Source organism: Rhizobium terricola, assembly GCF_012927355.1.
GTDB classification, from domain to species: Bacteria; Pseudomonadota; Alphaproteobacteria; order Rhizobiales; family Rhizobiaceae; genus Allorhizobium; species Allorhizobium terricola.
Genome location: NZ_JABBGK010000001.1, coordinates 655,778 through 681,841 on the forward strand (window position 1 = coordinate 655,778; position 26,064 = coordinate 681,841).

Annotated in this window: 22 protein-coding genes; 12 read left to right on the forward strand and 10 right to left on the reverse strand. The window is 62.9% G+C overall.

The genetic code is table 11. The annotated features are described in order from the left end of the window. Window positions 1-263: 263 nt before the first annotated feature. On the reverse strand, window positions 264-1,517 hold the full coding sequence (locus HHL25_RS03060) for an AGE family epimerase/isomerase (protein ID WP_169587146.1): 1,254 nt from the start codon (window positions 1,515-1,517) through the stop codon (window positions 264-266). A 199-nt stretch (window positions 1,518-1,716) separates the two neighbouring features. Between HHL25_RS03060 and metH the strand changes: the two genes are divergently transcribed. Next, window positions 1,717-5,472, forward strand: coding sequence for a methionine synthase (metH, locus tag HHL25_RS03065; RefSeq protein WP_169587148.1), 3,756 nt, complete (start codon window positions 1,717-1,719; stop codon window positions 5,470-5,472). A 277-nt stretch (window positions 5,473-5,749) separates the two neighbouring features. On the opposite strand, the gene HHL25_RS03070 is transcribed toward metH, so the two are convergent. From HHL25_RS03070 to HHL25_RS03100, 7 genes are all read right to left on the reverse strand, one after another. Beyond that, the gene (locus HHL25_RS03070; protein WP_169587150.1) at window positions 5,750-6,622 is read right to left on the reverse strand and encodes a protein phosphatase 2C domain-containing protein; all 873 of its coding nucleotides are present in this window, start codon (window positions 6,620-6,622) and stop codon (window positions 5,750-5,752) included. 51 nt (window positions 6,623-6,673) lie between these two features. Then, window positions 6,674-7,834, reverse strand: a complete 1,161-nt coding sequence (locus HHL25_RS03075; RefSeq protein ID WP_169587152.1) for an ABC transporter substrate-binding protein — start codon at window positions 7,832-7,834, stop codon at window positions 6,674-6,676. 161 nt (window positions 7,835-7,995) lie between these two features. Then, complete coding sequence (locus HHL25_RS03080) at window positions 7,996-9,054, reverse strand: ABC transporter ATP-binding protein (protein ID WP_169587154.1); 1,059 nt, start codon at window positions 9,052-9,054, stop codon at window positions 7,996-7,998. 11 nt (window positions 9,055-9,065) lie between these two features. Then, a complete protein-coding gene (locus HHL25_RS03085; protein ID WP_169587155.1) occupies window positions 9,066-9,848 on the reverse strand; it encodes an ABC transporter permease in 783 nt (260 codons plus the stop codon). Beyond that, window positions 9,845-10,738: an ABC transporter permease gene (locus HHL25_RS03090; protein WP_169587157.1), complete on the reverse strand. Its 894-nt coding sequence runs from the start codon at window positions 10,736-10,738 to the stop codon at window positions 9,845-9,847. Before HHL25_RS03090 ends, HHL25_RS03085 begins: the two co-directional genes overlap by 4 nt. A gap of 98 nt (window positions 10,739-10,836) precedes the next feature. Continuing rightward, window positions 10,837-11,943, reverse strand: a complete 1,107-nt coding sequence (locus tag HHL25_RS03095; RefSeq protein ID WP_169587159.1) for an ABC transporter substrate-binding protein — start codon at window positions 11,941-11,943, stop codon at window positions 10,837-10,839. A gap of 151 nt (window positions 11,944-12,094) precedes the next feature. Continuing rightward, complete coding sequence (locus HHL25_RS03100; RefSeq protein WP_169587161.1) at window positions 12,095-12,967, reverse strand: MurR/RpiR family transcriptional regulator; 873 nt, start codon at window positions 12,965-12,967, stop codon at window positions 12,095-12,097. A gap of 180 nt (window positions 12,968-13,147) precedes the next feature. On the opposite strand from HHL25_RS03100, the gene HHL25_RS03105 reads away from it, so the two are divergent. The 7 genes from HHL25_RS03105 (at window position 13,148) to HHL25_RS03135 (ending at window position 21,311) form a co-directional block, all read left to right on the forward strand. Further along, window positions 13,148-13,915, forward strand: a complete 768-nt coding sequence (locus tag HHL25_RS03105) for an N-formylglutamate amidohydrolase (RefSeq protein ID WP_169587163.1) — start codon at window positions 13,148-13,150, stop codon at window positions 13,913-13,915. Between the two features lie 119 nt (window positions 13,916-14,034). Next, window positions 14,035-15,579 (forward strand): amino acid permease, encoded by a 1,545-nt coding sequence (locus tag HHL25_RS03110; protein ID WP_169587165.1) that lies wholly within the window; start codon window positions 14,035-14,037, stop codon window positions 15,577-15,579. 111 nt (window positions 15,580-15,690) lie between these two features. Then, complete coding sequence (locus HHL25_RS03115; RefSeq protein ID WP_169587167.1) at window positions 15,691-17,055, forward strand: glutamine synthetase family protein; 1,365 nt, start codon at window positions 15,691-15,693, stop codon at window positions 17,053-17,055. Between the two features lie 251 nt (window positions 17,056-17,306). Further along, a complete protein-coding gene (locus HHL25_RS03120; RefSeq protein WP_169587169.1) occupies window positions 17,307-18,692 on the forward strand; it encodes an aldehyde dehydrogenase family protein in 1,386 nt (461 codons plus the stop codon). Then, window positions 18,689-19,834: an iron-containing alcohol dehydrogenase gene (locus HHL25_RS03125; protein WP_169587171.1), complete on the forward strand. Its 1,146-nt coding sequence runs from the start codon at window positions 18,689-18,691 to the stop codon at window positions 19,832-19,834. The genes HHL25_RS03120 and HHL25_RS03125 overlap by 4 nt, the downstream gene beginning before the upstream one ends. A 125-nt stretch (window positions 19,835-19,959) precedes the next feature. After that, entirely contained in the window at window positions 19,960-20,343 is a 384-nt protein-coding gene (locus HHL25_RS03130; protein ID WP_169587173.1) for a hypothetical protein, read from the forward strand. A gap of 248 nt (window positions 20,344-20,591) precedes the next feature. Continuing rightward, complete coding sequence (locus HHL25_RS03135) at window positions 20,592-21,311, forward strand: ParA family protein (RefSeq protein WP_169587175.1); 720 nt, start codon at window positions 20,592-20,594, stop codon at window positions 21,309-21,311. 114 nt (window positions 21,312-21,425) lie between these two features. Here the strand turns inward: HHL25_RS03135 and HHL25_RS03140 are convergent, their stop codons facing one another. Then, the gene (locus HHL25_RS03140; protein WP_169589538.1) at window positions 21,426-22,751 is read right to left on the reverse strand and encodes a L,D-transpeptidase family protein; all 1,326 of its coding nucleotides are present in this window, start codon (window positions 22,749-22,751) and stop codon (window positions 21,426-21,428) included. Between the two features lie 265 nt (window positions 22,752-23,016). Between HHL25_RS03140 and HHL25_RS03145 the strand changes: the two genes are divergently transcribed. From HHL25_RS03145 to HHL25_RS03160, 4 genes are all read left to right on the forward strand, one after another. Further along, window positions 23,017-23,397, forward strand: a complete 381-nt coding sequence (locus HHL25_RS03145) for a MarR family winged helix-turn-helix transcriptional regulator (RefSeq protein WP_246701676.1) — start codon at window positions 23,017-23,019, stop codon at window positions 23,395-23,397. A gap of 21 nt (window positions 23,398-23,418) precedes the next feature. Beyond that, complete coding sequence (locus HHL25_RS03150) at window positions 23,419-24,249, forward strand: aldose 1-epimerase family protein (protein WP_169587179.1); 831 nt, start codon at window positions 23,419-23,421, stop codon at window positions 24,247-24,249. Window positions 24,250-24,340: 91 nt separating this feature from the next. After that, on the forward strand, window positions 24,341-24,679 hold the full coding sequence (locus tag HHL25_RS03155; RefSeq protein WP_169587180.1) for a TIGR01244 family sulfur transferase: 339 nt from the start codon (window positions 24,341-24,343) through the stop codon (window positions 24,677-24,679). A gap of 56 nt (window positions 24,680-24,735) precedes the next feature. Beyond that, a complete protein-coding gene (locus HHL25_RS03160) occupies window positions 24,736-25,077 on the forward strand; it encodes a RidA family protein (protein WP_169587182.1) in 342 nt (113 codons plus the stop codon). 63 nt (window positions 25,078-25,140) lie between these two features. Here HHL25_RS03160 and HHL25_RS03165 read toward each other — a convergent pair whose 3' ends face one another. Further along, a complete protein-coding gene (locus HHL25_RS03165; RefSeq protein ID WP_169587184.1) occupies window positions 25,141-25,965 on the reverse strand; it encodes an SDR family oxidoreductase in 825 nt (274 codons plus the stop codon). Between the last annotated feature and the right edge of the window lie 99 nt (window positions 25,966-26,064).

Genomic DNA, 26,064 nt, shown 5'->3' on the forward strand with positions numbered 1-26,064 from the left:
ATCATGCGGCCGGACCCTGATCCGATGTCGGCCGCGGGGAGCGACTTACCGAAAGGTGACTAAAAGAGTCAACATAAAATGTGTCACAAATCCGGTAACCACCAGATTTCGGGAGGGAATCGAGGCGTTTGGCAACCTTATGTTTTTATGTTGTTATTTTCGCATATCGAAATGTATTGGCACGCGGTGCGGCGGCCGGTCCCCGAGCCTCGGGTGGTCTGACCGGCCGGCATGGCTCTGCGAGAGCCTCGCAATGATGCCTGTCAGAGGGCGCCGCCCGCAGCCGGAATGACCCGGGTCAGGCTACCCGTTGCCGGGTAGAGCGGGATCAGGCAGGCCTGCAGGGCATGATAGATGTCGCCCTTGCCGGGGAAGAGCGTGTTGGCGGGGCGCAGGTCCTCGGTCAGTTCCTCGTGCCAGCCGCCATGGGTGTGGTCGAGGCTGTGATTGGCGATGAAGCTCCAGATCCGGCGATAGCTTTCCTCGTGGAAGTCGCTCTCCAGGTGCTGGTTGAGGAAGTGGGCGGCGGCTGCCCCTTCGCAGAGCGGCCACCACAGCTTCATCTTCTTGTCGGGCACGTTTTCCCAGTCGAGCGTGTAGAAGAAGCCGCCCTTTTCCCTGTCCCAGCCGAGCGACATCGACTGGAAGAACAGACCGCGGGCGGCCTCGGGCATCCAGTCGTGCGTCCGGCCGCCCAGTGCCCAGAGCTGGAGGATTAGACGGGCCCATTCCAGCCAATGGCCGGGGGTGGTGCCGGCCGGGCGGAACATTTCGTTGGGGTGGTAATAGATCCGGTCGAGCGTCCAGCCCTCGTCGAAATGTTCGGGCACCCGGTATCCCTGTTCGCCGGCGCGGCGGCGGATCAGGAGATCGGCAATGCTCGTCGCCTTGTCGAGATAGTGGCGTTCGCCGGTCGCCTCGAAGGCGGCCATCAGCGCCTCGGTCAGGTGCATGTTGGAGTTCTGTCCGCGATAGCCCGGAACCGGCTGCCAGTCGGCGGAAAACTCTTCGGCGATGGCGCCGTGGCGCTCCTCCCAGAAGCGCGTCTCCAGCACTTCCGTGATGTCGGCCAGCATGCGGTCGGCGAGCGGATGGCCCACGGTCTTTGCGGAAGAGGCCGCCAGCAGGACGAAGGCGTGCCCGTAACCCTGCTTGCTGTCGTCGGCCGCAACGGTGTCATCAACCTGCCAGAAATAGCCGCCATTTGCCTGGTCGCGGTGCCGGTTCCAGAGAAACTGCATGCCGTGGTCGACGAGGTCTGCGGCACCCGGCCGGCCGAGCAGATCAGCGATCGCGAAACAATGCACCATCCGGGCGCTGGCGTGGATGCCGCGGACCGGGTTGTTGGTGGTAAGCGGTTTTCCGTCGCGGGTGAGGTCGTAGAAGCCGCCCTTCGGATTGATGCTGCGGTACTGGAAGAAGTCGAACAGGCCGTTCGCCTGGTCCAGCAGCCATTTGCGGTGATAGGGGCGGGTAGCCCATTGTTCTGCCAGGGCCGCTGACGTGGCGTCCGTCATGATCTTCCTCCCGTTTGTTATCTAATCGTTTGAAAAAAACATAGCGGGAAAGCTGCGGCTTGTCACCGCGGCATGCCGCTTCCTCCACCGCTGCACGCTGTTCGCAAGGGGTCGTTTTGATCGACATAAAGGCATGTTGACATAAAGATGTCTTTATGTGAATTCGGGTTTGTTGTGATTTGTCAGGAAAGGATCCGCCATGCTCGACCGATTGTTTGATCTCGGGAGCTCTCACCGGGACGGGGCGGAGGTGCTCGAGGCGCTGCGCCGGGCGGCCAGCGAGCGCATCCTGATCCTCGATGGCGCGATGGGAACACAGATCCAGGGCCTTGGCCTCGACGAAGACGCGTTCCGTGGCTCGCGGTTTCTCGGTTGTGCCTGCTATCAGCAGGGCAACAACGACCTTCTCATCCTCAGCCAGCCGAACGCGATCGAGGAGATCCATTTCCGCTATGCGATGGCCGGCGCCGACATCATCGAAACCAACACCTTCTCCTCGACCCGCATCGCCCAGGCGGATTATCAGATGGAGGAGGCGGTCTATGACCTCAACCGCGAGGGGGCGATCGTCGCCCGGCGCGCGGCGGCAAGGGCAGAGCGTGAGGACGGGCGGCGGCGTTTCGTGGCCGGCGCCATCGGACCGACCAACCGCACGGCGTCGATCTCGCCCGACGTGAACAATCCCGGCTTCCGGGCGGTGTCGTTCGACGATCTCAGGATCGCCTATGGCGAGCAGATCGACGGGTTGATCGACGGCGGCGCCGACATCATCCTGATCGAGACGATCTTCGACACGCTGAACGCCAAGGCCGCGATCTTCGCCTGCGAGGAACGCTTCCTGGCGAAGGGCATGCGTCTGCCGGTGATGATTTCCGGCACGATCACCGATCTCTCCGGCCGTACGCTGTCGGGCCAGACGCCCTCGGCCTTCTGGTATTCCGTGCGGCACGCCAATCCCTTCACCATCGGCCTCAACTGCGCACTTGGCGCCGATGCCATGCGGCCGCATCTGCAGGAACTGTCGAGCGTCGCCGACACGTTCATTTGCGCCTATCCCAATGCCGGTCTGCCGAACGCCTTCGGCCAGTATGACGAAACTCCTGAGGACATGGCCCGGCAGATCTCCGGCTTCGTCGAGGAGGAGCTGGTCAATGTCGTCGGCGGCTGCTGCGGTTCGACGCCCGAGCATATCCGGGCGATCGCCGATGCCGTCGCCGGAAAGTCGCCGCGCAAGCCGGCCGAGCATCGGCCGTTCATGTCGCTGTCCGGCCTCGAACCTTTCGTACTCACCAAGGACATTCCCTTCGTCAATGTCGGCGAGCGCACCAACGTCACCGGCTCGGCCAAGTTCCGCAAGCTGATCACCGCGGGCGACTATTCGGCGGCTCTGGTGGTTGCGCGCGACCAGGTCGAGAACGGTGCGCAGATCATCGACATCAACATGGACGAGGGCCTGATCGATTCGGAAAAGGCGATGGTCGAGTTCTTGAACCTGATCGCTGCCGAGCCGGACATCGCCCGCGTTCCGGTGATGATCGACAGTTCCAAGTTCCCGATCATCGAGGCAGGGCTGAAATGCGTGCAGGGCAAGGCGGTGGTGAATTCCATCTCGCTCAAGGAGGGCGAGGAGAATTTTGTCGCTCAGGGTCGGCTCATCCGCAACTACGGTGCGGCGGTCGTCGTCATGGCCTTCGACGAGACGGGGCAGGCAGACACCTATCGGCGTAAGGTGGAGATCTGCGAACGCGCCTACCGGATCCTCACCGAGCAGGTCGGCTTCCCGCCGGAAGACATCATTTTCGATCCCAACATCTTCGCGGTGGCGACCGGTATCGAGGAGCACGACAATTACGGCGTCGATTTCATCGAGGCGACGCGGACGATCCGCGAGAGGATGCCGCTGGTGCATATCTCCGGCGGTGTGTCGAACCTTTCCTTCTCGTTCCGCGGCAACGAGCCGGTGCGCGAGGCGATGCATGCGATCTTCCTCTATCACGCCATCCAGGCCGGCATGGACATGGGCATCGTCAATGCCGGCCAGCTCGCCGTCTATGAAAGCATCGATCCGGATCTGCGCGAGGCCTGCGAGGATGTCGTTCTCAACCGCCGGACGGACGCCACAGAGCGTCTCCTGGAGATCGCCGAACGCTATCGCGGCACCGGCGAGAAGCAGGCGAGGGGACAGGATCTCGCCTGGCGCGAATGGCCGGTCGAGAAGCGGCTGGAACATGCGCTGGTCAACGGCATCACGGAATTCATCGAGAACGACACGGAGGAGGCGCGCAGACAAGCCGAGCGGCCGCTTCATGTCATCGAAGGCCCGCTGATGGCCGGGATGAACGTCGTCGGCGATCTCTTCGGCGCCGGCAAGATGTTCCTGCCGCAGGTGGTGAAGTCCGCCCGCGTTATGAAGCAGGCCGTGGCGGTGCTTCTGCCGTACATGGAAGAGGAAAAGAGGGCGAACGGCGACGGCGGCGAGCGGCAGTCGGCCGGCAAGGTGCTGATGGCGACCGTCAAGGGTGACGTGCACGACATCGGCAAGAACATCGTCGGCGTCGTGCTCGCCTGCAACAATTACGAGATCATCGACCTCGGCGTCATGGTCCCGGCGACGAAGATTCTCGAGGTGGCGAAACAGGAGAAGGTCGACGTCATCGGCCTTTCCGGTCTCATCACGCCGTCCCTCGACGAGATGGTGCATGTCGCCTCGGAGATGGAGCGGCAGGGTTTTTCCGTTCCGCTCCTGATCGGCGGAGCGACGACGAGCCGGGTGCACACGGCGGTCAAGGTCGCTCCGCAATACAAGGCGGGGCAGGCGGTCTACGTGACCGATGCGAGCCGCGCCGTCGGTGTCGTGTCCGCGCTACTGTCGCCGGACGGCCGAAGGGCCTATGCCGACGGTGTGCGGGCCGAGTATCTGAAGGTCGCGGAGGCGCATGCCCGGGCGGAAGCCGAAAAGCAGCGCCTGCCTTTATCGCGCGCCCGGGAGAATGCGGTCCGGCTCGACTGGTCGGCCTACCGGCCGGTGGCGCCGAGCTTCACCGGGACTAAGGTCTTCGAGGACTACGACCTTGGCGAGCTTGCCGGCTATATCGATTGGACGCCGTTCTTCCAGACCTGGGAGCTGAAGGGGCGCTATCCGGCCATTCTGGAGGATGAGAAGCAGGGCGAGGCGGCGCGGCAGCTTTTTGCCGATGCCCAGGCGATGCTCGAGAAGATCATTTCCGAAAAATGGTTCCGGCCGCGGGCGGTGATCGGCTTCTGGCCGGCCAATGCGGTCGGCGACGACATCCGGCTTTTCAAGGACCAGACGCGCGCCGAAGAGCTTGCCACCTTCTTCACGCTCCGCCAGCAATTGTCGAAGCGCGACGGGCGGCCCAATGTGGCGCTCAGCGACTTCGTCGCGCCGAAGGAGAGCGGGGTCGCGGACTATGTCGGCGGCTTTGTGGTCACGGCCGGTTTCGAGGAAATCGCCATTGCCGAGCGCTTCGAGCGGGCGAACGACGACTATTCGTCCATCCTGGTCAAGGCGCTGGCCGACCGCTTTGCGGAAGCCTTCGCCGAGCGCATGCATGAGCGTGTGCGGCGCGAATTCTGGGGCTATGCGCCCGACGAGGCCTTCATGCCCGAGGAACTGGTCGGCGAGGCCTATGGCGGCATCCGCCCCGCACCCGGCTATCCCGCCCAGCCCGACCATACCGAAAAGACGACGCTGTTTAGGCTTCTCGACGCGGAACGGGCGACCGGTGTGAAGCTGACCGAGGGCATGGCGATGTGGCCTGGCTCGTCCGTGTCGGGCCTCTATATTGGCCATCCGGAAAGCTATTATTTCGGCGTCGCCAAGGTCGAGCGGGACCAGGTGGAGGACTATGCGGCGCGCAAGGGCATGGGGGTGCGCGAGGTGGAGCGCTGGCTGGGGCCGGTCTTGAACTATGTGCCGAAGGCTGTGGAGTAGCGGGTTGACTGACGCAATGGCCCCTCATCCCCCTGCCGGGACCTTCTCCCCGTAAACGGGGAGAAGGGGGCAAGCCGCCGACCTCCGCGTCCTTCTCCCCGCTTGGCTAAGCGGGGACTGATGGCGCTGGCGGGTTCTGCCTTCTCCCCGCTTGCGGGGAGAAGGTGCCCGAAGGGCGGATGAGGGGCCAAACAAGGTGCTCATCCTCTGCATGAGTGTGTTCGCAATCCGATTCCGAATTCGCCGATAAGTTATTGAGGCGGATTCCTAATTACCTTCAAGTTTCCAGCCGGAGCAGGATCGCCGTCGTGTCGTCGCTCTGCTTGTAGCGCGGGTATTTCAGGCCGTCCGGGTCAATCTCCCGCTCCATGTGGCGGAGTTCGGCGACCAGGGATTTCAGCCCCGATGTCGCGGCACGCTGGATCAGCGTGGCCGGGTCGTAGAGCTTGTAGAGGGCGACGAGGTCGGCGAGGCCGTCGGAGCAGAGGAGGGCGGTCGCTCCGCCGCCGTGGAGAGGCACGTCGATCATGGCGAGGTGATCGGCGGCTTCCGGGACGATGCCGAAGGTCCAGGTCGTGCCGTCAGGTGTGTTCTGGCGGGCGCGACCTTCGCGAAGATTTGCAAGGGTCGTCGGATCGCTAGTCGCGATGTTTGCGGCACCGATCCCGCCGACGCGGGCGATGTGTTGTGCTGCCTGATGTTGCTCCCATTCGTAGGCGCCGGGGATCGGGATGACGAAGTCGGAGCGTCCGTCGTCGTGCAGCAGATAAAGGCAGCTGTCGCCGAGACCGAACCAGCGGAAACCGGTGTCGGTCGTCTGAAGGGCAGTCAGGCTGCAGAGCGGCCAGGCGTAGCGGGGTTGGTCGCCGGCCGCGGCCATGAAGGCGTCGCGGGCCTCCTCGGAAACCTTTCTGAGCACGGCCTTCGGGTCGGCGCTGCGGTTCAGCCTTTCGGCAAAGTGGATGGCCGCGAATTCCGCGATCCAGGCCGCGTCGGAGCCGTAGCCCTCCATGAACTGCCGGTCGCCGAGGCCGGTCGCGCCGTCGATGACGAAGGCGGCCGAACCGTTGTGGCCCAGTCGGTCCTCGTTGGCACGCCCTGGCTTGCCGGGATCGGAGATGCTGTCGATGACGGAGATGCGCGGGGCCATGGCTTTCGGGTCCTGGAATTTTTCGTTGTTCAGGCGGAGGTATCTATGACGTCAGGCCGCCTTGAAGCGCGCCATCAGTTCGGCGCGGCCGGGATCGGTCAGGGTCACCGCGGCGCCGAATTCCAGCGGGCTGAGTGCCACTTCGTCCGGATAGATGATTCGGTTTGCGATGATTTCGTGCGGCAGTTGCGTCATGACGCGGCCGTCTGTCGTTGCGGCACCGGTCGCCAGGTGTTCGCGGAGTGCGATCTCCGGTCGCATGAGGAAGTCGAGCAGCGCATAGGCTGCCGGCTTGTTGGGCGCGCTGGCGGGGATCGCATAATAGTCGGTCCAGATCTCGCCGCCGTCGGAGCCGAGGGTGAACTCGATGTCGGGAATGTCGCGGTTCAGTTGCAGGCCGTCCACCGTCCAGCTCATGGTGAGCCACGCGTCGCCGGCGCGCATGGCCGGCTGGTAATCGCTGTCGATGGCGAAAAGATGCGGCTTGACCTCGAGGAGGAGCACTTCGGCCCGGGCGAGCTCGGCCGGGTCGACCGAGTTGAAGGAATGGCCGAGCGATACCAGGGCGTTGCCGATCGTCGTCAGCTGATAGTCGTGGACGATGGTCCGGCCGCTGGCATCGGTCATGGCGAGGTCGAAGAACTCCCGCCAGCTGGTCGGCATGACGTCCAGCTCGTCGGTATGGGTCGCCATGCCGGTGGTGCCCCAGTTCTTCGGTACGGCAAAAGTCTTGCCATCGATCTCGGCGGCGGAGATGAAGCGCGGGTTCTGGGTCTTTCGATCATAGTTCGGCAGCCGGGAAAGATCGATCGGCTCGATCAGGCCGCGGGCCGCATAGGTCGAAATGGCGTAGTTCGTCGGGACGATCAGGTCCCATGCGGCGCTGCCCGTCTGCAGACGGGTCAGGACTTCCTCGTTCGAGCCGGTGACGGTCAGCAGTACCTCGACACCTGTCAGCCGGGTGAATTCCTCGAAGGTGGCCGGGTCGTGGTAATTGGGCCAGCTGTTGACGGAGACCTGGCCGCCGAGTTCCGAGGCGAAGACCGGCCGGTTCCACGGTCCGCCAGTGCCGCCCATCACGGCGGAAGCAAGACCGAGGCCGGTCACGCCGAGAAAATGCCGCCGGGTGACCGAGCCCCGTTTCAGCCGCATGAACTCGTCCATGAACCGCCGCGGTGTCATCAGCAGATCGTCTCTGTCGCGGGTCCCCATTCCGTCATTCCCGACTGTTGTTTCCGGCCGGATGCTCCCACGACTTGGTAAAGAAAATGGATCGTTTCGGAGCAGTTCCTGCCGGGGCAAAATTCAAAGAAAAGGGGGACCGCTAAAGGCGCCCCCCCGATGATCAAGAACCCGGAAATGCTGGGTTTGTCTCAGGCCTGAAGGACCAGAAGATCGTCCGCGTCGATCCGCAAATTGACGGTTTCGCCGACGGCCGGAGGTGTGATGCTCGGGTCGTTGAACATGTCGAAGGAAACGATATTGCCGGCGACGTTCATGCGCGTCCGGATGACCGAGCCGAGGAAGTGGCTGGAAACGACCGGACCGCTCAGCGTCGTATCGCCCTTCGCGCTCCCGTTCAGCGAGCCTGCTTCCGGACGCATGGCAAGCTGAACCGTGCTGCCGGCGGCAGCCTCGACCTTGTCCTTCAGGCGCACGACGAGGTCGCCGATCGCCACTGAATTCGCTGCCGGATCGACGACCTTGGCCTCGATCAGGTTCAGCGTGCCGACGAAGGAGGCGACGAAGCGCGTCGCCGGCTTGTTGTAGATCTCGAAGGGCGTGCCGATCTGGTCGGCGCGCCCGGCATTCATGACGACGACCCGGTCGGAGATCGACAGCGCTTCTTCCTGGTCGTGGGTGACGAAGACGGTGGTGATGCCGAGCTGTTGCTGGATCTGGCGGATTTCCTCGCGCAGCGAGACGCGGATCTTGGCGTCGAGTGCCGAGAGCGGCTCGTCGAGCAGGAGCACCTGCGGCTTCGGCGCCAATGCGCGGGCGAGCGCCACCCGCTGCTGCTGGCCACCCGACAGCTGGTAGGGATAGCGGTCGCCCAGGTGTTCGAGATGGATCAGTGCCAGCATCTCCTTCACCCGCTTCTCGATTTCGGCCTTGCCGATACCGGCGATCTTCAGGCCGAAGGCGACATTGTCGAAGACGTTCATGTTGGGGAAGAGCGCATAGGCCTGGAACACCATGCCGATGTTGCGCTGGTTGGGCTTCAGGCTAGACTGGTCACGGTCATTGATGACGATGGTGCCGCCGCTCGGTGTCTCGAAGCCGGCGACCATGCGCAGGATGGTGGTCTTGCCGCAGCCGGACGGTCCGAGGAACGAGATGAACTCGCCCTTGTTGATCGCCATGTTGAAGTCGTGGACGACTTTGACCGGCCCGAAGGACTTCTGGATGTTGGTCAGGGTCAGGAATGTCATTGCTGTCGTCCTCAGGCCGGGCGTTGAGTTGTTTTCTGGAAACGGGAGACCAACTGGATCAGGCCGAGGCATCCCCAGGTGATGCCGAAGGCGATGACGGCGAGTGCTGCCGGTTCGTAGGCACGGTTGGCACCGAGCAACTGCATGTAAGGGCCGAAGGCCGGACGGTTGAGCAGCGCCGCCATGGTGAACTCACCGATGACGATGGCGAAGGTCAGGAAGGCGCCGGAGAGAACCGCGATCAGCACGTTGGGCAGGATGATGCGGAACAGGATGCGCGCCCAGCCGGCGCCGAGGCTCTGGGCGGCTTCCGTCAGCGTGCGCACGTCGATCGAGGACAGGCCCGTGTCGACGGCACGATACATGTAGGGCAGGGCGAGTGTCGCATAGCCGAACATCAGGAGCAGGTTGGTGCCGGTCAGCGTGCCGGTCAGTGGCAGCCAGCTCGAGGTGTTGTAGAGGCGGATATAGCCGAAGACGATGACGATCGCCGGGATGACCAGCGGCAGAAGCGTCACGAATTCGATATAGGGGCGCAGGCCGGGCATGCGCAGCCGCACCCAGTAGGCGGTCGGCACGACGAGCACGATGCCGAAGACGATCGTCACCAGCGCCATCGTGACCGAATAGCTGAAGGTCTGCTGGAACTGCGCATCGCCGAGAACCTTGGCATAGGCGTCGAAGGAATATTCGCCGCGCCGCATCTTCAGCGAGAAGTTGGTCATGCCGATCAGCGGCAGGAAGAAGTAGAGGAGGCCGAACGCCAGCGCTCCCCAGGCCCAGATCTTTTTCATCGCAGCCACCTTTCACTGCGGGCGCGCAGCCAAATGTAAAGGGCATTGGCAACACCGGTCACGACGATCATGCCGAAGGCAAGGGCGTAGCCGAGATGCGGATTGCCGAGCACGTCGCCGCGGATCTGGGCGAAGAGCAGGATCGGCACGATGTTCAGCGACGATCCCGTCAGCGCGATCGCGGTGGCGACGGCGCCGAAGGCATTGGCGAACAGCAGCGCCATGGTGCCGAGCAGCGAAGGCAGCAGGATCGGGAAGGCGACCATGCGCCAGTATTGCACGTTGGTTGCCCCGAGGATCGAGGCGGCTTCCTTCCATTCGCGCTTCAGGCCGTCGATGGCCGGGGTGATGATGAGAATCATCAGCGGGATCTGGAAGAACAGATAGGTGACCGTCAGTCCCCAGAAGGAAAGCAGGTTGAAGCCGAGATGGGCGCGCAGGTCGAAGCCGAAATTGCTGCGCAGAAAGACGGTGACCAGACCCATCGGGCCGAGCGTCGCGAGAAAGGCGAAGGCCAGCGGCACGCCGGCGAAATTCGAGGCGACACCCGAAAAGGTCAGGAGCGGCCCGCGGATCCATTGCGGCAGTCCGCCGAGGATCACGGCGGTCGCCATGGCGAAGCCGATCAGGCAGCCGAGCAGGGCCGAGGCGAGGCTGATCTTGATCGAGATCCAGTAGGCCGCGAGGATCGAAGGCGTGAACAGGCCCCCGATGTTTTCGAGCGTGAAGGCGCCGTCGGCGTTCTGAAACGCGCCCAGCACGATCTTCATCGTCGGCAGGATCAGGAAAAGAAGTGTGAAGGCCGCGAAGGGGGCCACGCCGATCCAGTGGAGCGGCAGCCGTTTCGCGAGGCCTGCGGTCTGTGCGGTGGTGGTGCTGTCAGACGCCATCCAGTTTGTCCCCTCGTCCACGCTTTGGTGCGCGGATCCCATTGAAGAGAAAAGCCGCCCCGGCCTCAAGACCGGGGCGGCATTTCACAGCATTTTAATTACTGTACGTTGGCGCCGACGACGCTGTCCCAACCGCCGGTGACGGCAGCCTTGTTGGCATCGACTTCCTCGAGCGTCGGGAAGTAGGCCTTTTCATAGGCAGCGGCCGGCGGCAGCTTGTCGAGCAGGGCCTGCGGGATCTTGCCGGCCTTGGACATGGCGTTGAAGCGGGCCGGGTGGCAGTAGCCGGCGAGCCATGCGGTCTGGCCTTCGTCGGAATAGAGATATTCCATCCAGAGCTTGGCAGCGTTCGGGTGCGGGGCGTAGGCCGAGATACCCTGAACGTAGACACCTGCGAGAACGCCAGATTCCGGAACGATGACGTCAACCGGCGGGTTGCCGGCCAGCGTGTCCTTCCAGGACAGGGCGTTGTAGTCCCAGGCGACGACGATCGGGGTCGAGCCCTGAGCCAGCGTGCCGGACTTGCCGATGACCGGAACGAAGTTGCCAGCCTTGTTGAGTTCGGCGAAGTACTTCAGACCGGCTTCGCCGGCTTCCTTGCCAGCCTTGGCACCGGAAGCGAGGCCGGCGGCGAGAACGCCGAGGATGGCCTGGTTCGAAGCGCGCGGGTCACCGGCGAGAGCAACCTGGCCGGCATAGTCAGCCTTCAGGAGGTCAGCCCAGTCCTTCGGGGTTTCCTTGACGAGATCCTTGTTCACGATCATCGACATGACGCCGTAGTAGTCGCCGTACCAGTAGCCTTCGGCGTCCTTGACGTTTTCCGGAATTTCGTCCCAGGTCGAGACCTTGTACGGCATCAGGAGGCCTTCGGCCTTCATCTGCGGACCGAAGGCCAGACCGACGTCGACAACGTCCGGAGCCTGCGGGCCCTTGTTGTCCTTGTTGGCCTTGACGGCTTCGACTTCGTCAGCCGAGCCGGCATCCGGGTTCAGTTCGTTGACGCTGATTTCCGGGTACTTCTTCTTGAAGCCGTCGATCACGGCGCCGTAGCCGCACCAGTCGTGGGGCAGAGCGATCGTGGTCAGCATGCCTTCCTTCTTGGCGGCTTCGACCAGTTCGGCGCTCGGCTCGGCGAATGCGAGCGAGGTGGACGCGACGACCATTGCGGTCGACAGCGAGAGCATGCGGCGGAAATTCGTAATCACTGAAGTTCTCCTTGTTGGTTTTGCAGCGATGCGGGACTGATATTCAGCTTGCATGATAGTTATGTGACGGTTCCTGCTCAGTGCCTTTCAGGCGTCAAGCACGTCCCTTTTTCTGTTCTCTTTTCCTTCTTACCTCCCGATGCGATGGCATTCAGCGCGGCTTGCGAAACAGCCGCGCCTTTTCGAACAGACCTTCGAGCGTATTCATGCGCTCTCGGGTCTCATCCCAGGCCGAGCTTTGGACGGCTTCGATCAGGGCTTCGACGACGAACAGCGTGACGACCGAGGAATCCCATGCGGAGGGTGCCTCGATATCGACCTTGAAACAGTGTCTTGCATGCTTGGCGACCGGCGAACTCCACGGGTCGGTGAACAGGATGATCTCGACGCCGCTCGCTTTCGCGACCGCGGCGAGCGTCTCCATGTCCGCCTCGTAGCGGCGGATGTCGAAGATCACCAGAACGTCACCCTCGCTCATGTTGAGCACGTTTTGCGGCCACGAACTGGTGTTCGCCGTCATCAACGCCGTCTTGGGGCGGATGACCTGCATGTGGGTGAAAAAGTATTCGGCAAGCGCCCCGGTGATGCGCCCGCCGACGAAATAGACATTGCGGCGGCGGTCGGAGAGCAGGCGGGCGGCATCGTCGAAAGAGACGGTGTCCAGCCCGCTCAGGGTCTGCCGCATGTTGTTCATCACCGCTTCTGCGAAGCGGTTGAGGATATGGGTGCCCGGTGCGTTCGATGCCCAGCGGTCGTGCTTGGCGATCGGGCCGGACAGCGTCGCCTCGAGCTCCTGATGCAGATGCGCCTGGAATTCCGGGTAGCCCTTGTAGCCGAGCTTCTGGACCATGCGGGCGACGGTCGGCGTCGAGACGCCGGCATTGTCGGCGACCGTGGTGATCGAGCCGAGGCCGGATACCGGATAGTTGTCGAGCAGGCTTTCCGCGAGCTGACGCTCAGCGCGCGTCAACCCATCGAAATGGGTGCGGATTACGTCCGACACTGTTTTCGGCGCCTGTTTCAACGTCTGTTTTCCCCTTGGGCCGATCTTCTGCCGGCCTGTCACAAAGTTAAACTTGGCTGTCACAATCCTGTCAACGCGAAAATTGAAGAGAAATTTTCAAGGCATGGTTGACACTGTCGCAATCGTGAAGAATTCTCTTCGTCAAGAAAATAAGCCGGAAGGCGCGGGGGAAAATACCGCATGCTCTTGAGGACGGACATCCTGACAGAGGCAGACGGCGAAGCCGTCGCCGTTGAGAATGCCGACGGGGCAGGGGCCTGCCTCTTCGTCTGCGAGCACGCGTCCCGCCGCATGCCGGAGCGTGCCGGAAATCTCGGCCTCGACGATGATGCTCTGGTCAGCCACATCGCATGGGATCCGGGCGCACTGGCGGTTGCCAAGCGGCTTTCCGCCAAACTCGACGGCCCACTCGTCCACCAGCGGTTTTCCCGCCTCGTCTACGATTGCAACCGCCCGCCGGAAGCGCCGGGGGCGATGCCGGAAAAGAGCGAGATCTACGAGATCCCGGGCAATTGCGGCCTGTCGCCGGCGGAGCGCTATGCCCGCACCGCGGCCCTCTACATTCCCTTTCACGACCGCATTTCGGACCTTCTGGCCGCGCGCATGGCGCGGGGCCAGGAAACCGTTCTGGTCACGGTCCACAGCTTCACGCCGGTCTATATGGGCCGGAAGCGGGAGGTCGAAATCGGCATCCTGCACGACAGCGACAGCCGGCTCGCGGACGGCATGCTCGATGCGGCCAAGGCAGGCTCGTACAATGTCGGGCGCAACGAGCCCTATGGGCCGGAAGACGGCGTAACGCATAGCCTGCGGCTGCATGCCCTGCCGCACGGGTTGTTGAATGTCATGATCGAGGTCAGAAACGACCTGATACGAGATGAGGTCGGCCAAGGGGTCATGGCCGACTATCTGGCGGAGTTGATCGTGAAGGCGATCGCCCACCGCTAGGAAAAGAAAAAAAGACCCCGGGGATCAGTTGATCTGCGTAACGGCTGCCGGTTCTGTCGGCAGCGCTGCACACGAAATTGTCCGCAATCCCGCGGACGATCGGTTAATTGGGGGACGTCATGTCAGATTATACCGAAGCAGACAAAAAACACGACGTGCATATCCTGCACTCCATGGGCTATGCCCAGGAACTCGAACGTAGCATGAGCTCGTTCTCGAATTTCGCGATTTCATTTTCCATCATATGCATCATGTCCGGCGGTATCAACTCGCTCGCACAGGCGACGTCCGGCGCAGGCGGTATCGCGATCGGGCTAGGCTGGCCGCTCGGCTGCCTGATGTCCGGTTTCTTTGCGCTGGCGCTGGCGCAGATCTCGTCGGCCTATCCGACGGCCGGTGGGCTCTATCACTGGGGTTCGATCCTCGGCAACCGCTTCACCGGCTGGCTGTCGGCCTGGCTCAACCTGCTCGGCCTGATCACCGTTCTGGGCGCCATCAATGTCGGCACCTACTACTTCTTCTTCGGCGCATTCGGTGCCTATTTCGGCATGGAAGACACGCTTATGGTGCGTGTTCTTTTCGTCGGTGCGATCACCGGTCTGATGGCTCTGATCAATCATGTCGGTATCGGTCTGACGGCAAAGCTCACGGACATGTCGGGCTATCTCATCCTGGCGGCCGCCATCGGTCTGACAGTCGTTTGCCTGGTATCGGCGCCGTCCTACGAGTTCGCACGGCTTTTCACGCTCAGCAACTATTCGGGTGAAGCCGGCGGCAATGTCTGGCCGTCGGTGTCGAGCGGCTGGGTCTTCGCGCTCGGTCTGCTGCTGCCGGTCTATACGATCACCGGCTACGATGCCTCGGCCCATACCTCTGAAGAGACCGTGCGCGCCCAGCATTCCGTGCCGCGTGGAATGGTGTCCTCGGTTCTTTGGGCATCGGTCTTCGGTTACATTATGCTGTGCTCCTTCGTTCTGATGATCCCGAACATGGACGACGCCGCCAAGCAGGGCTGGAACGTGTTCTTCTGGGCGATGGACAGCCAGGTCAACCCGACGGTAAAGTTCGTGCTCTATCTCGCGATCTTCATCTCGCAATTCCTGTGCGGTCTGGCGACGGTCACCTCGGCATCGCGCATGATTTTTGCCTTTTCGCGCGACAAAGGCCTGCCGGGCTCCAGCGCGCTGGCCAAGGTCAGCCCGAAATTCCGTACACCGGTCGCCGCCATCTGGACCGCTGCCGTGCTCTCGGTGCTGTTCGTCTGGGGCACGTCGGAGGTCACCATCGGTGAGGCGTCCGCCTATGCGATCGTCGTCTCGTGCACGGTCATCTTCCTGTTCCTGTCCTTTGCCCTGCCGATCGGTCTGGGGCTTTTTGCTCACGGCACGCCGAAATGGCATGCCATGGGTCCCTGGGATCTGGGGGCAGCACGCTTCAAGATCGTCGCCATACTGTCGCTTGTGTCCATGGCGGTGATTTTCGTCATCGGCATCCAGCCGCCGAACGACTGGGCGCTCTACATCACGCTCGGCTTCTTCGTGCTGACCGCGATCGTCTGGCTCGTTTTCGAAAACAAGCGCTTCAAAGGCCCGCCGATCGGTGCGGAAGTGGCCAAGCGCCAGGCCGAGATTGCGGCGGCCGAGAAGGCTGTCGGCGAGGTGTAAGCCTCGAGAGCCGTGAGACTATCCCCGGCCGTCAGTCGGCCGGGGCATCAAAAAACAAAGGGAAAACAGGCCGGCGCGCCTGAAACAACCATAATCAGCGGGCTTACTCAAATGACGTACACATTCGACGAACTGAAAAAGGATGTCGCCGAGGGGCGCATCGATACCGTTCTGGCCTGCCAGGTCGACATGCAGGGGCGGCTCATGGGCAAGCGCTTCCAGGCGGAGTATTTCGTCGAGAGCGCCTATGAAGAGACGCACAGCTGCAATTACCTGCTGGCCACCGACATGGAGATGGAAACCGTCTCCGGCTACAAGGCGACGAGCTGGGAAAAGGGCTATGGCGACTACACCATGAAGCCCGATCTTTCGACGCTGCGGCGGGTCCCCTGGCTGGAAGGCACGGCGCTGGTTCTCTGCGACGTGCAGGATCACCATACCCATGCGGACGTACCGCATTCGCCGCGCGCGATCCTGAAGAAGCAGGTCGCCCGGCTCGAGGCCATGGGTCTCAAGGCCTTCATGGCGACCGAACTCGAATTTTTCCTCTTCGACCAGACCTATGACGACGCGCGCGCCTCGGGCTATCGCGACCTGCAGCTCGTCAGCGGCTACAACGAGGACTATCACATCTTCCAGACCACCAAGGAAGAAGACGTGATGCGGGCGATCCGCAAGGGACTGCAGGGCGCCGGCATTCCGGTCGAGAACTCCAAGGGCGAGGCATCGGCCGGCCAGGAGGAAATCAACGTCCGCTACGCCGATGCGCTGACCATGGCCGACCGGCACGTGATCATCAAGAACGCCTGCAAGGAGATCGCCTGGACGCGCGGCAAGGCGATCACCTTCCTCGCCAAGTGGCACTACAACGCCGCCGGCTCCTCGTCGCATATCCACCAGTCACTGTGGTCCGCCGACGGCAAGACGCCGCTGTTCTTCGATCCGAAGGACAAGTACGGCATGTCGGAAACGATGAAGCACTACATGGCGGGCCTGCTCGCGCATGCGAGCGAGATCACCTATTTCCTGGCGCCCTACATCAATTCCTACAAGCGCTTCATGGCCGGCACCTTCGCCCCGACCAAGGCGATCTGGTCGAAGGACAACCGCACCGCCGGCTACCGTCTGTGCGGCGAGGGCACCAAGGGCATCCGCGTCGAATGCCGCGTCGGCGGTTCCGACCTCAATCCCTATCTCGCCATGGCAGCCCTGATCGCGGCCGGCATCGACGGGATCGAGAAGAAGATGGCGCTGGAGCCTGCCTTCACCGGTGACGCCTATGGTGCGCAGGACGTGCGGGAGATCCCGCGCACGCTCCGAGCCGCCACCGAGGCGTTGACCGGTTCGGCCATGCTGCGCTCCGCCCTCGGCGACGATGTCGTCGACCACTATGTGCGTGCGGCCGAGTGGGAGCAGGAAGAGTATGACCGCAAGATCACCGATTGGGAGGTGGCCCGCGGTTTCGAACGCGCCTGAGGCATGATCGCTGGCGGCGTCTGGCCTTCCGGCGGTCTATCCCTTTCGGGTGATATTCCTGTCATGCGATTGACGGTAAGAGAGATTCAAGGCCCTTCGCGGTTCGACCGGGGAGGGCGTTCGTGCCAGCAAGGGCCGGACCGCGCCGAGGCGTCGTCCGGTCGGGCTGGGGCGGTTGCGCCATCTTGGCAGATGGTGCCGCGCCCCGCTTCGCGCTACTGGCAAGCAAGGCTTTCAAGGAGCAACTGAGAATGACCATGATCAAATGCATTTCGCCGATCGACCAGTCGGTCTACGCCGAGCGTCCCGCGATGTCGCTCGAAGCCGCCAGCGAGGCGGTGGCGCGCGCCCGCAAGGCCCAGAAGGCCTGGGCCCGCCGTCCGCTCGAAGAGCGCGTCCAGCTCGTCCTCAAGGGCGTCGCCCGCCTCAACGAGATGTCGGACGAAGTCGTGCCCGAACTCGCCCACATGATGGGCCGCCCGGTCCGCTACGGCGGTGAATACAAGGGCTTCAACGAGCGTTCCAACTATGTCGCCTCGATCGCAGCCGACGCACTGAAGCCGCTCGTCATCGAGGAAAGTGCCGCCTTCGAACGCCGTATCGAGCGCGAGGCCCAGGGCGTCGTGTTCGTCATCGCGCCGTGGAACTATCCTTACATGACGGCGATCAACACGGTCGCCCCGGCGCTGATGGCCGGCAACACGGTCGTCATCAAGCATGCCACGCAGACCCTGCTGGTTGGCGAGCGCATGGTGCGCGCCTTCGTCGAGGCCGGCGTTCCGGATGACGTCTTCGTCAACGTCTTCCTCGACCACGCCACCACCTCGGCGCTGATCGCCACCGGCAAGTTCAACTTCATCAACTTCACCGGTTCCGTCGAGGGCGGCCGTTCGATCGAGCGCGCCGCTGCCGGCACGTTTGCCGGTCTCGGCCTCGAACTCGGCGGCAAGGATCCGGCCTATGTCATGGAAGACGCCGATCTGGATGCTGCCGTCGACACGCTGATGGACGGCGCCACCTACAATTCCGGACAGTGCTGCTGCGGCATCGAGCGCATCTACGTGCATGAGAGCCTCTACGACAGCTTCGTCGAGAAGTCCGTCGCATGGGTGTCCAACTACAAGCTCGGCAACCCGCTCGATCCGGAAACGACGCTCGGCCCCATGGCCCATCGCCGCTTCGCCGCGCATGTGCGCGAACAGATCGCCGCTGCCGTCGCCAAGGGCGCCAAGACCCATGTCGATCCGAAGCTCTTCCCGCAGGATGACGGCCACGCTTACCTCATGCCGCAGATCCTGACCAACGTCGATCACTCGATGTCCTTCATGAAGGACGAGACCTTCGGTCCGGCCGTCGGCATCATGAAGGTCAAGACCGATGACGAAGCGCTCGCCCTGATGAACGACAGCCAGTATGGCCTCACCGCATCGCTCTGGACGCAGGATCCCGAGCGCGCCGGCCGCATCGGCCGTGAAATCGAGACTGGTACGGTCTTCATGAACCGTGCGGACTATCTCGACCCGGCGCTCTGCTGGACCGGCGTCAAGGAAACCGGCAAGGGCGGCTCGCTCTCGGTCATCGGCTTCCAGAACCTCACCCGCCCGAAATCCTACCACCTCAAGAAGGTCACGAAATGAATATCGTCGCAAACTGGAGCTATCCCACCGCCGTCAAGATGGGACGCGGTCGCATCAAGGAACTGGCCGACGCCTGCAAGTCGCTCGGCATGAAGAAGCCGCTGCTGATCACCGATCGCGGCCTGGCTCCGATGCAGATCACCCAGACGGCGCTCGACGTGCTTGCCGAAGCCGGCCTTGGCCGCGCGCTCTTCGCCGACGTCGATCCGAACCCCAACGACGTCAACCTCGAAGCCGGCATTAAGGCGTTCCGTGACGGCGGCCATGACGGCGTCGTCGCCTTCGGCGGCGGCTCGGGCCTCGACCTTGCCAAGTGCGTCGCCTTCATGGTCGGCCAGACTCGTCCGGTCTGGGATTTCGAAGACATCGGCGACTGGTGGACCCGTGCCAGCGTCGAGGGCATCGCGCCGATCGTCGCCGTGCCGACCACGGCCGGCACCGGCTCGGAGGTGGGACGCGCATCGGTCATCACCAATTCGCAGACCCACGTCAAAAAGATCATCTACCATCCGAAGTTCCTGCCGGGCGTCGTCATCTGCGATCCGGAACTGACCGTCGGCATGCCGAAGTCGATCACAGCGGGTACCGGCATGGATGCGTTTGCCCATTGCCTGGAAGCCTATTCATCGCCCTTCTACCATCCGATGAGCCAGGGCATCGCGCTCGAAGGCATGCGTCTGGTCAAGGAATTCCTGCCGCGCGCCTACAAGGACGGAACCGACATCGAGGCCCGTGCCAACATGATGTCGGCTGCTGCCATGGGCGCCGTCGCCTTCCAGAAGGGTCTCGGCGCGATCCATTCGCTGTCGCACCCGATCGGCGCGATCTACAACACCCACCACGGCATGACCAATGCCGTCGTCATGCCGGCGGTGCTTCGCTTCAACCGTCCGGCGATCGAGGACAAGATCGCCCGTGCGGCCGCCTATCTCGGGATTTCCGGCGGCTTCGACGGCTTCTACAACTATGTGCTCGAACTGCGCACCGAACTCGGCGTTCCGGAAAACCTCACGGCCTTCGGCGTCAAGTCGGACCGAATCGACGAAATGGCCGCCATGGCCATCGTTGATCCGACCGCCGGCGGCAACCCGGTCGAGCTCACGCTGGAAAACACCAAGAAGCTGTTCTACGACTGCTTCTGAGGCGTCCAGTCTTCAATGCGAATCGGAAAGGCCCGGAATGTTCCGGGCCTTTTTGTATTTTGCGTGTATTGTCTGGGCGATATACGCAGAGATTGTATTTCAGGTCGATTCGAAAGGTATTTCACATGCGATTTCATTTCCTCAGTATTGCTGCCGTGCTTCTTGGCGCCGTGGTGCTTCCGGCAGCCGCGAATGCCGAGAGTTTTTCCAAGCTCGCCGGTCAGGGTTACGCGGTCGGTCCTCTGGGGCAGGGGCGTTCGGGAGGGCTCGGCTGGGTGCTCTCTAAAGGCGACAAGAAGTTCTTTTGCCGTATGCGGGTCTCTGCAGCCTATCGCGGTCGTGACGGCATGGTGAGTTTTACCTCATCGGGTCGGATGATAGCGGTTGATCGCGCCACGTTCGAAGCTGCGATCGGGGGGCCTGATCCGACCATTCCGAGGCTCGAAGACCTCAAGGCCGGGCGTGTCAAGCCGGCAAATGTCGGGTCATGCGCGCCGGTCCGGAAGTAGTCCGCCGACGTCGGAAGCCGGTGTAGAGTTAACAAACGTCAAGGCCCGCGGTGATTTTCGCCGCGGGCCTTTTCTCTTTTGGTGTCAGCGGGATGCGCGGCTCGCCTACCAAATTTTAGGGAGGCGGTTGCCTCGCTGTCTTTCCGGTTTGTTAACCATGATTAGTAATACTGCATTTACTGACACCATGAGCAAGGGGTGCCTGCGAGAGCGATGATCGGCTCGGTTCTACCCTTCGAGGAAATTGCATGCCAGTCATCTCATTTGCCAATGCCAAAGGCGGTGCCGGCAAGACCACTGCCGCTCTCCTGCTTGCGACCGAACTTGCCCACCAGGGCTATCGCGTCGCCATCCTCGATGCCGATCCGCAGCGCTGGATTTCCCAGTGGCACGACATTTCCGGTCCGCAGCACAACATCGAAGTGATCTCGGAAGTCTCCGTTGCTTCGCTGCAGGGCCATATCCGCGAACTCTCCCGTTCCGCCGACTACACGATCATCGACCTTGCCGGCGCCCGCGACGCCATCGTCACGACTGCCATCGGGCTTTCCGATCATGTCATGATCCCGGTCCAGGGCTGTGCGATGGACGCGCGCGGCGGTGCGCAGATTCTCGACCTCATCAAGCTGATGGAAGATACCGGCAAGCTGAAGATCGCCCACTCGGTCGTGCTGACCCGCGTCACCTCGATGGTGACGACCCGCGCGCTCCTCACGATCAAGGGGCTGCTTGCGGCTCGCGGCGTCAATGTCATCGACACGCCGATCGTCGAGCGCACCGCCTTCCGCGAGATCTTCGACTGTGGCGGCACCCTCTACACCATGGACGCGGCGAAGGTCAGCAATCTCGACCGCGCCCGCGAAAATGCCCAGGCCTTTGCCGGCGAAGTCATGCGCCTCTTGCCGGTCAAGGTCATTCGTAGCCAGGAGCCGCGCCGGTTCCTGCGCATCGTTCGTAACGCTGCCTGATCCTCCCGTTCCTCCCAAGCAGCGAAACGAAAGAGCCGCCGGATCGAGATCCGGCGGCTCTTTCGTGTTTGGAGATGACAAACGTGCGCTACGCGGCGCCCTGACGCGGTCGCGTCAGTCGATGAACTCGACGGTGACGCCCGGCTTGACCATCTTGGCGAGTTCGGTGGCGTCCCAGTTGGTCAGGCGGATGCAGCCATGGCTCTGGGTGCGGCCGATCTTCGACGGCTCCGGAGTGCCGTGGATGCCGTAGGTCGGCCTGGAAAGCGCCATCCAGACGGTACCGACAGGACCGTTCGGGCCGGGCGGGATGCTGAGCACCTTGTCGTTGGCGCCCTGCTGGAAGTTGATCTTCGGATTGTAGGTGTAGCCCGGATTAAGGGCGACGCGCTCGACGGTCACCGTGCCCGACGGCGACGGCGTGTCGGCGGAGCCGATACTGGCGGGGTAGGCAGCGATCAGCGAGCCATCCTCGGCGTAGGCGAAGACCTGCTTCAGTCCCTTGTTGGCGATGATGCGGGCAACCGAGCCGGTCTTGGTCTGGCCGGGTTCAACCACCTTGATGATGGTGCCCGGGATGGTGAAGTCGACGCCTGGGTTGAGCTGGCGCAGATAGGCTTCGTCCATGTGGAATTTCTCGGCCAGCATTTCGGTGGTCGAGGTGTAGGCCAGCGACGGCAGCAAGGCCTTCTGGCTGTAGTCTTCCGGGATCTCGGCAACGTACGGACCGGCGGCATCACCGGGCGTGATGGTATAGGAGGTGATCGCAAGCCCGCCGGACAGGCGAAGGCGCTCGAGGATATCCTCTGCATTGTTCGGGTCGATGGTTTCGCCGGTCATCTGCTGCCAGGCGACGAGCGCCTTGTTGACGTTCTGGCCCATCTTGCCGTCGATCACGCCCGGCGAAACACCTTCGCGGTCGAGGAAGACCTGCAGTGCGGTGATTTCGAGCTGCGACAGGTTGCTCTTCACCGGGATGTCCGGCGTGACCGTGCGCATCGGCGCCTGGTCGGTCGGCGGAGCGAGGTCGGGGCCGCCGGTCGGCATGTCGGGCAGGGGTTCGTCGAGCGGCTGGCGATCGATCGCGTCGGGCGAAGGGATGGCGCCTGTCACAATGCCGTCGTCCTCCCAGCCCGGGGCGGGCGCGCCGTAGTCGTCATAGGCCGGCGCGCGTGCTTCGCGCTGGCGGGGGAAGTAGGTCTCTGCAGGGACTTCGATCGCCACGACGTTGCCGTAGCGGTCGATGAGAACGCGCCGGCCCATCTGGTCGCGGCTGATGACGACTTCGCCTTGCTCGGGCGTGTAGTCGAGCAGGTCGCCGTCGGGGGTGACGAGAAGCGTGGAGCCTCCGCGATTCCCGTAGCTCTGGGCAAGGGCAGGTGTCGACACGCCGGCCTGCAATGCAGCAAGCGACGCGACAATCAATCCAGCTCTCAACATATCGACCACGGCCCGAATCCCCTTTTTGGTCCACGCGAGAAACGCGATAAATTTGACACTAATGTGGAAAAGGTGAATTCATGGTGAATATTGTCTTAAGGCCGTCTCTGGGGAGCGAGGCGCTGCACAATTTTCATGGGGAGCAGACCGGTGGGCGATTTTCCGCCGGATCGTCTGAGGGGGGACGATGGGACATCGATTTGAGATTGACGATTTTTTGCCGTATCGGCTGAACCGCGCCGCCGAGAGGCTGAGCGCTCATTTCATGCGTTTCAGCGGCGACGGCGACGAAATTTCCTGGGCGGAGTGGCAGGTGCTGTGGTCGCTCGGCGAAAAGGTCCATTCCACGGCGAAGGCGATTTCCGGACACTCCGGCCTGACGAAGACGAAGATCAGCCGGGCGGTGAAGGCGCTCGAGGAGCGGCGCTGGCTGGAGCGCAGCCGCGACAGCCATGACCGGCGCTTCGAACAACTCTCCCTGACCCGGTCCGGCGCGGAGCATTACGCGATCCTCAAGGCGCGCGCCGGCGACTACCAGACATGGCTTGATGGCACGCTCGATTTGCCATACCTCAAGGCACTCGACGACGGATTGTCCGGCGTCGAGACGCTGATGGCGGCACGCGTCCCGCCGGAGCGGGATTGATAGCGAGGGGAAGCCGGGCAGATGATGGAGTTTTCCGCGGGGAAGGGGCCGGCGCTCACGCTCGACGAGAGTTCCGTCATGGATATCGGCGCCTGCATTGTCGGCGGCATCGACCTCGCGCCCGGACGGGCCATCCCCGATGACGGCGATCCGCGAATCGACCATTCGCTCGAGGGCTTTCTCTTCACCTGCGGCCCGGATCACATCCGCCATCCCGAGCCGATCGGCGACGGCAAGGCGGGCCGCTATCCGCTTCACGGCTCGTTCTCGTCCCATCCTGCACGCGACATCGCCTTCAGCAGCAGCGGCGAGGCGATCGAATGCCGGGCGACTGTCGATGTCCGTCTCGCCGACGGCGGCGCGGCGCGGCTCGATCGGCGCTGGCGGATCGACGGGGGGACCGGCGAGACGCTTCTCTCCGATACGGTTACCAATACCGGCGCGACGCCGTTCCCGGCGATGCTGATGTATCACATGAACCTTGGCGCCCGGCATTTCGACGACGGCATGCGGCTCGAAGGGGCGATGTTCGAGGGCGGCGGCATGCCCTGGGCCTTCGGTGAGGGCGACGGCGGGGTCTTCTGCGTTCCGGCCGGCCAGGGCGGCTGGGCCGAAGCGCGGCTCGGTCCGATCGCCGCGATCGGTGGCAAGACGCTGAAGGTCCGTTTCCGCACCGATACGCTTCCCTTCCTGCAGATCTGGCGCAATCAGGCGGCGCCTGCCCACGTGCTCGGCATCGAGCCGGTTTCCCATCGCTGGGAGCCACGCGCCAAGCTTGCCGAGCGGGGCGAACTCGTCGATCTGGCGCCGGGCGAGAGCCGGGAATACGCGCTGGCCTTCGCCTTCGTCTGATCTGTTCCCCGAAGGGGAAGGCGCTTTCCGGTCATTGACGCCCGACTGCACGCATCGTAGATGTTTGGCCCTCGAAAGCAGGGAGCGACCCATGAACATCTCGCAGATCGACGACGACTATTCCGTAAGCGGCCAGATCCAGGTTGCCGATCTCGACACCATCAAGGCGCTCGGCTTCAAGTCCATCGTCTGCCACCGTCCCGACGGTGAAGAGGCCGGTCAGCCGACTTTTGCCGAAATCGCCGCGCGTGCCGAGGAACTCGGCCTCAAGATCGCCCATGTGCCGGTCGGCCCGATGGGCGTGACGCCCGAGGCCGTGACCGGCATGGTGGACGCGCTCGACGATTTCGAGCGGCCGATGCTCGGCTACTGCCGTTCCGGTGCGCGTTCGACCGCGACCTACCAGAAGAGCCTGCATCTTCGCGGCTGAGCGCTCCGCTCGCCGCCATCGACATTTCGCCTTTCCATGAAACAGGAGTATTTTCCATGACCATCAAGCGTATCGAGCCGGGCGCCCGCATGAGCGGCGCTGTCGTTCACGGCAACACCGTCTATCTCGCGGGCCAGGTCGGCGACGGCGTTTCCGTCACCGAACAGTCGAAGTCGGCTCTGGCTGAAGTCGAGCGCCTGCTGGCTCTCGCCGGCTCGGACAAGTCGAAGATCCTGCAGACGATCATCTACCTCTCCGACATGTCGACCTTCGGCGAAATGAACGCCGTCTGGGAAGCCTGGATCGACCCGAAGAATCCGCCGGCTCGCGCCACCAGCGAAGCCGCGCTGGCGACCCCGGACTACAAGGTCGAGTTCATCGTCACTGCGGCGATCTGAAGTCTGCCAATCCGATTCCGAAAGCCGGTGCATCTTGTTGATGCGCCGGCTTTTTTGTTGGATTCAGGCGAAGTGCGAACGCATGAAGTCGACATAGTTCTGGTCGGCCATTTCGCTGCGCGCCTGAACGAAGCCGCGTGCGTCGTCGCCGACGAAGTAGCGCAACCGGCTGGTTCCATCGGTCGCCGCTTCATGCACCACGTTGGCCACATCCCGGGACGTCATGGTCAACGCGCCGCCCATTCTGGCGAAGGCCGCGGTGGAGCGGTCGAGGAACGGGCGGTAATCAGTTGGCATATTCTCTTGGGCGAAATCCGCGGCTGAGCGCAGCTGAAAGCTTGTCTCGGCAACGCCGCCATGCGGGACAACCAGCTTCACCCCGATCTGTAGAGCCAGCAGCTCATAGGAAAGCGCTTCCGTAAAGCCCTCCAGCGCGAACTTGCTGGCGCAGTAAAGCGAGATCATCGGCAATGTGAAGTGGCCAGCGCCTGAGCTCACATTGATGATGGTGCCGGCCCTGGTGGCACGGAAGTGCGGGAGCAGGGCGCGTGTGACATCCATGACGCCAAATACATTGACGTCGAACTGCTGCTGGATGCTCTCTCGCGGTACCGCTTCGAACACGCCGTAGAGGCCATAACCGGCATTGTTGACCAGCACGTCGATGCGGCCGAACCGCGCGATCGCGGCTTCGACGGTGGTCTCGATGCTCTGCGGGTCCTGGACGTCAAGGCGCGCCACCAGAACACCGTCGAGTAGGTTGAGTTCGGATTCCTTCTCTGGAGTGCGCATGGTTGCAACCACGTTCCAGCCCTTCTCCTGAAAGAGCTTGGCCGATGCTTTGCCGATGCCGGAGGATGCGCCGGTGATGAAGACCGTCTTGGTCATGATGTGCCTCGTTCATTTGGTTCAGTGACGAACCCTCAGATATGCCGCTGGCATTGTTCTGATAACCGGCATATTTGTGTATGATATGATGCAGGATTT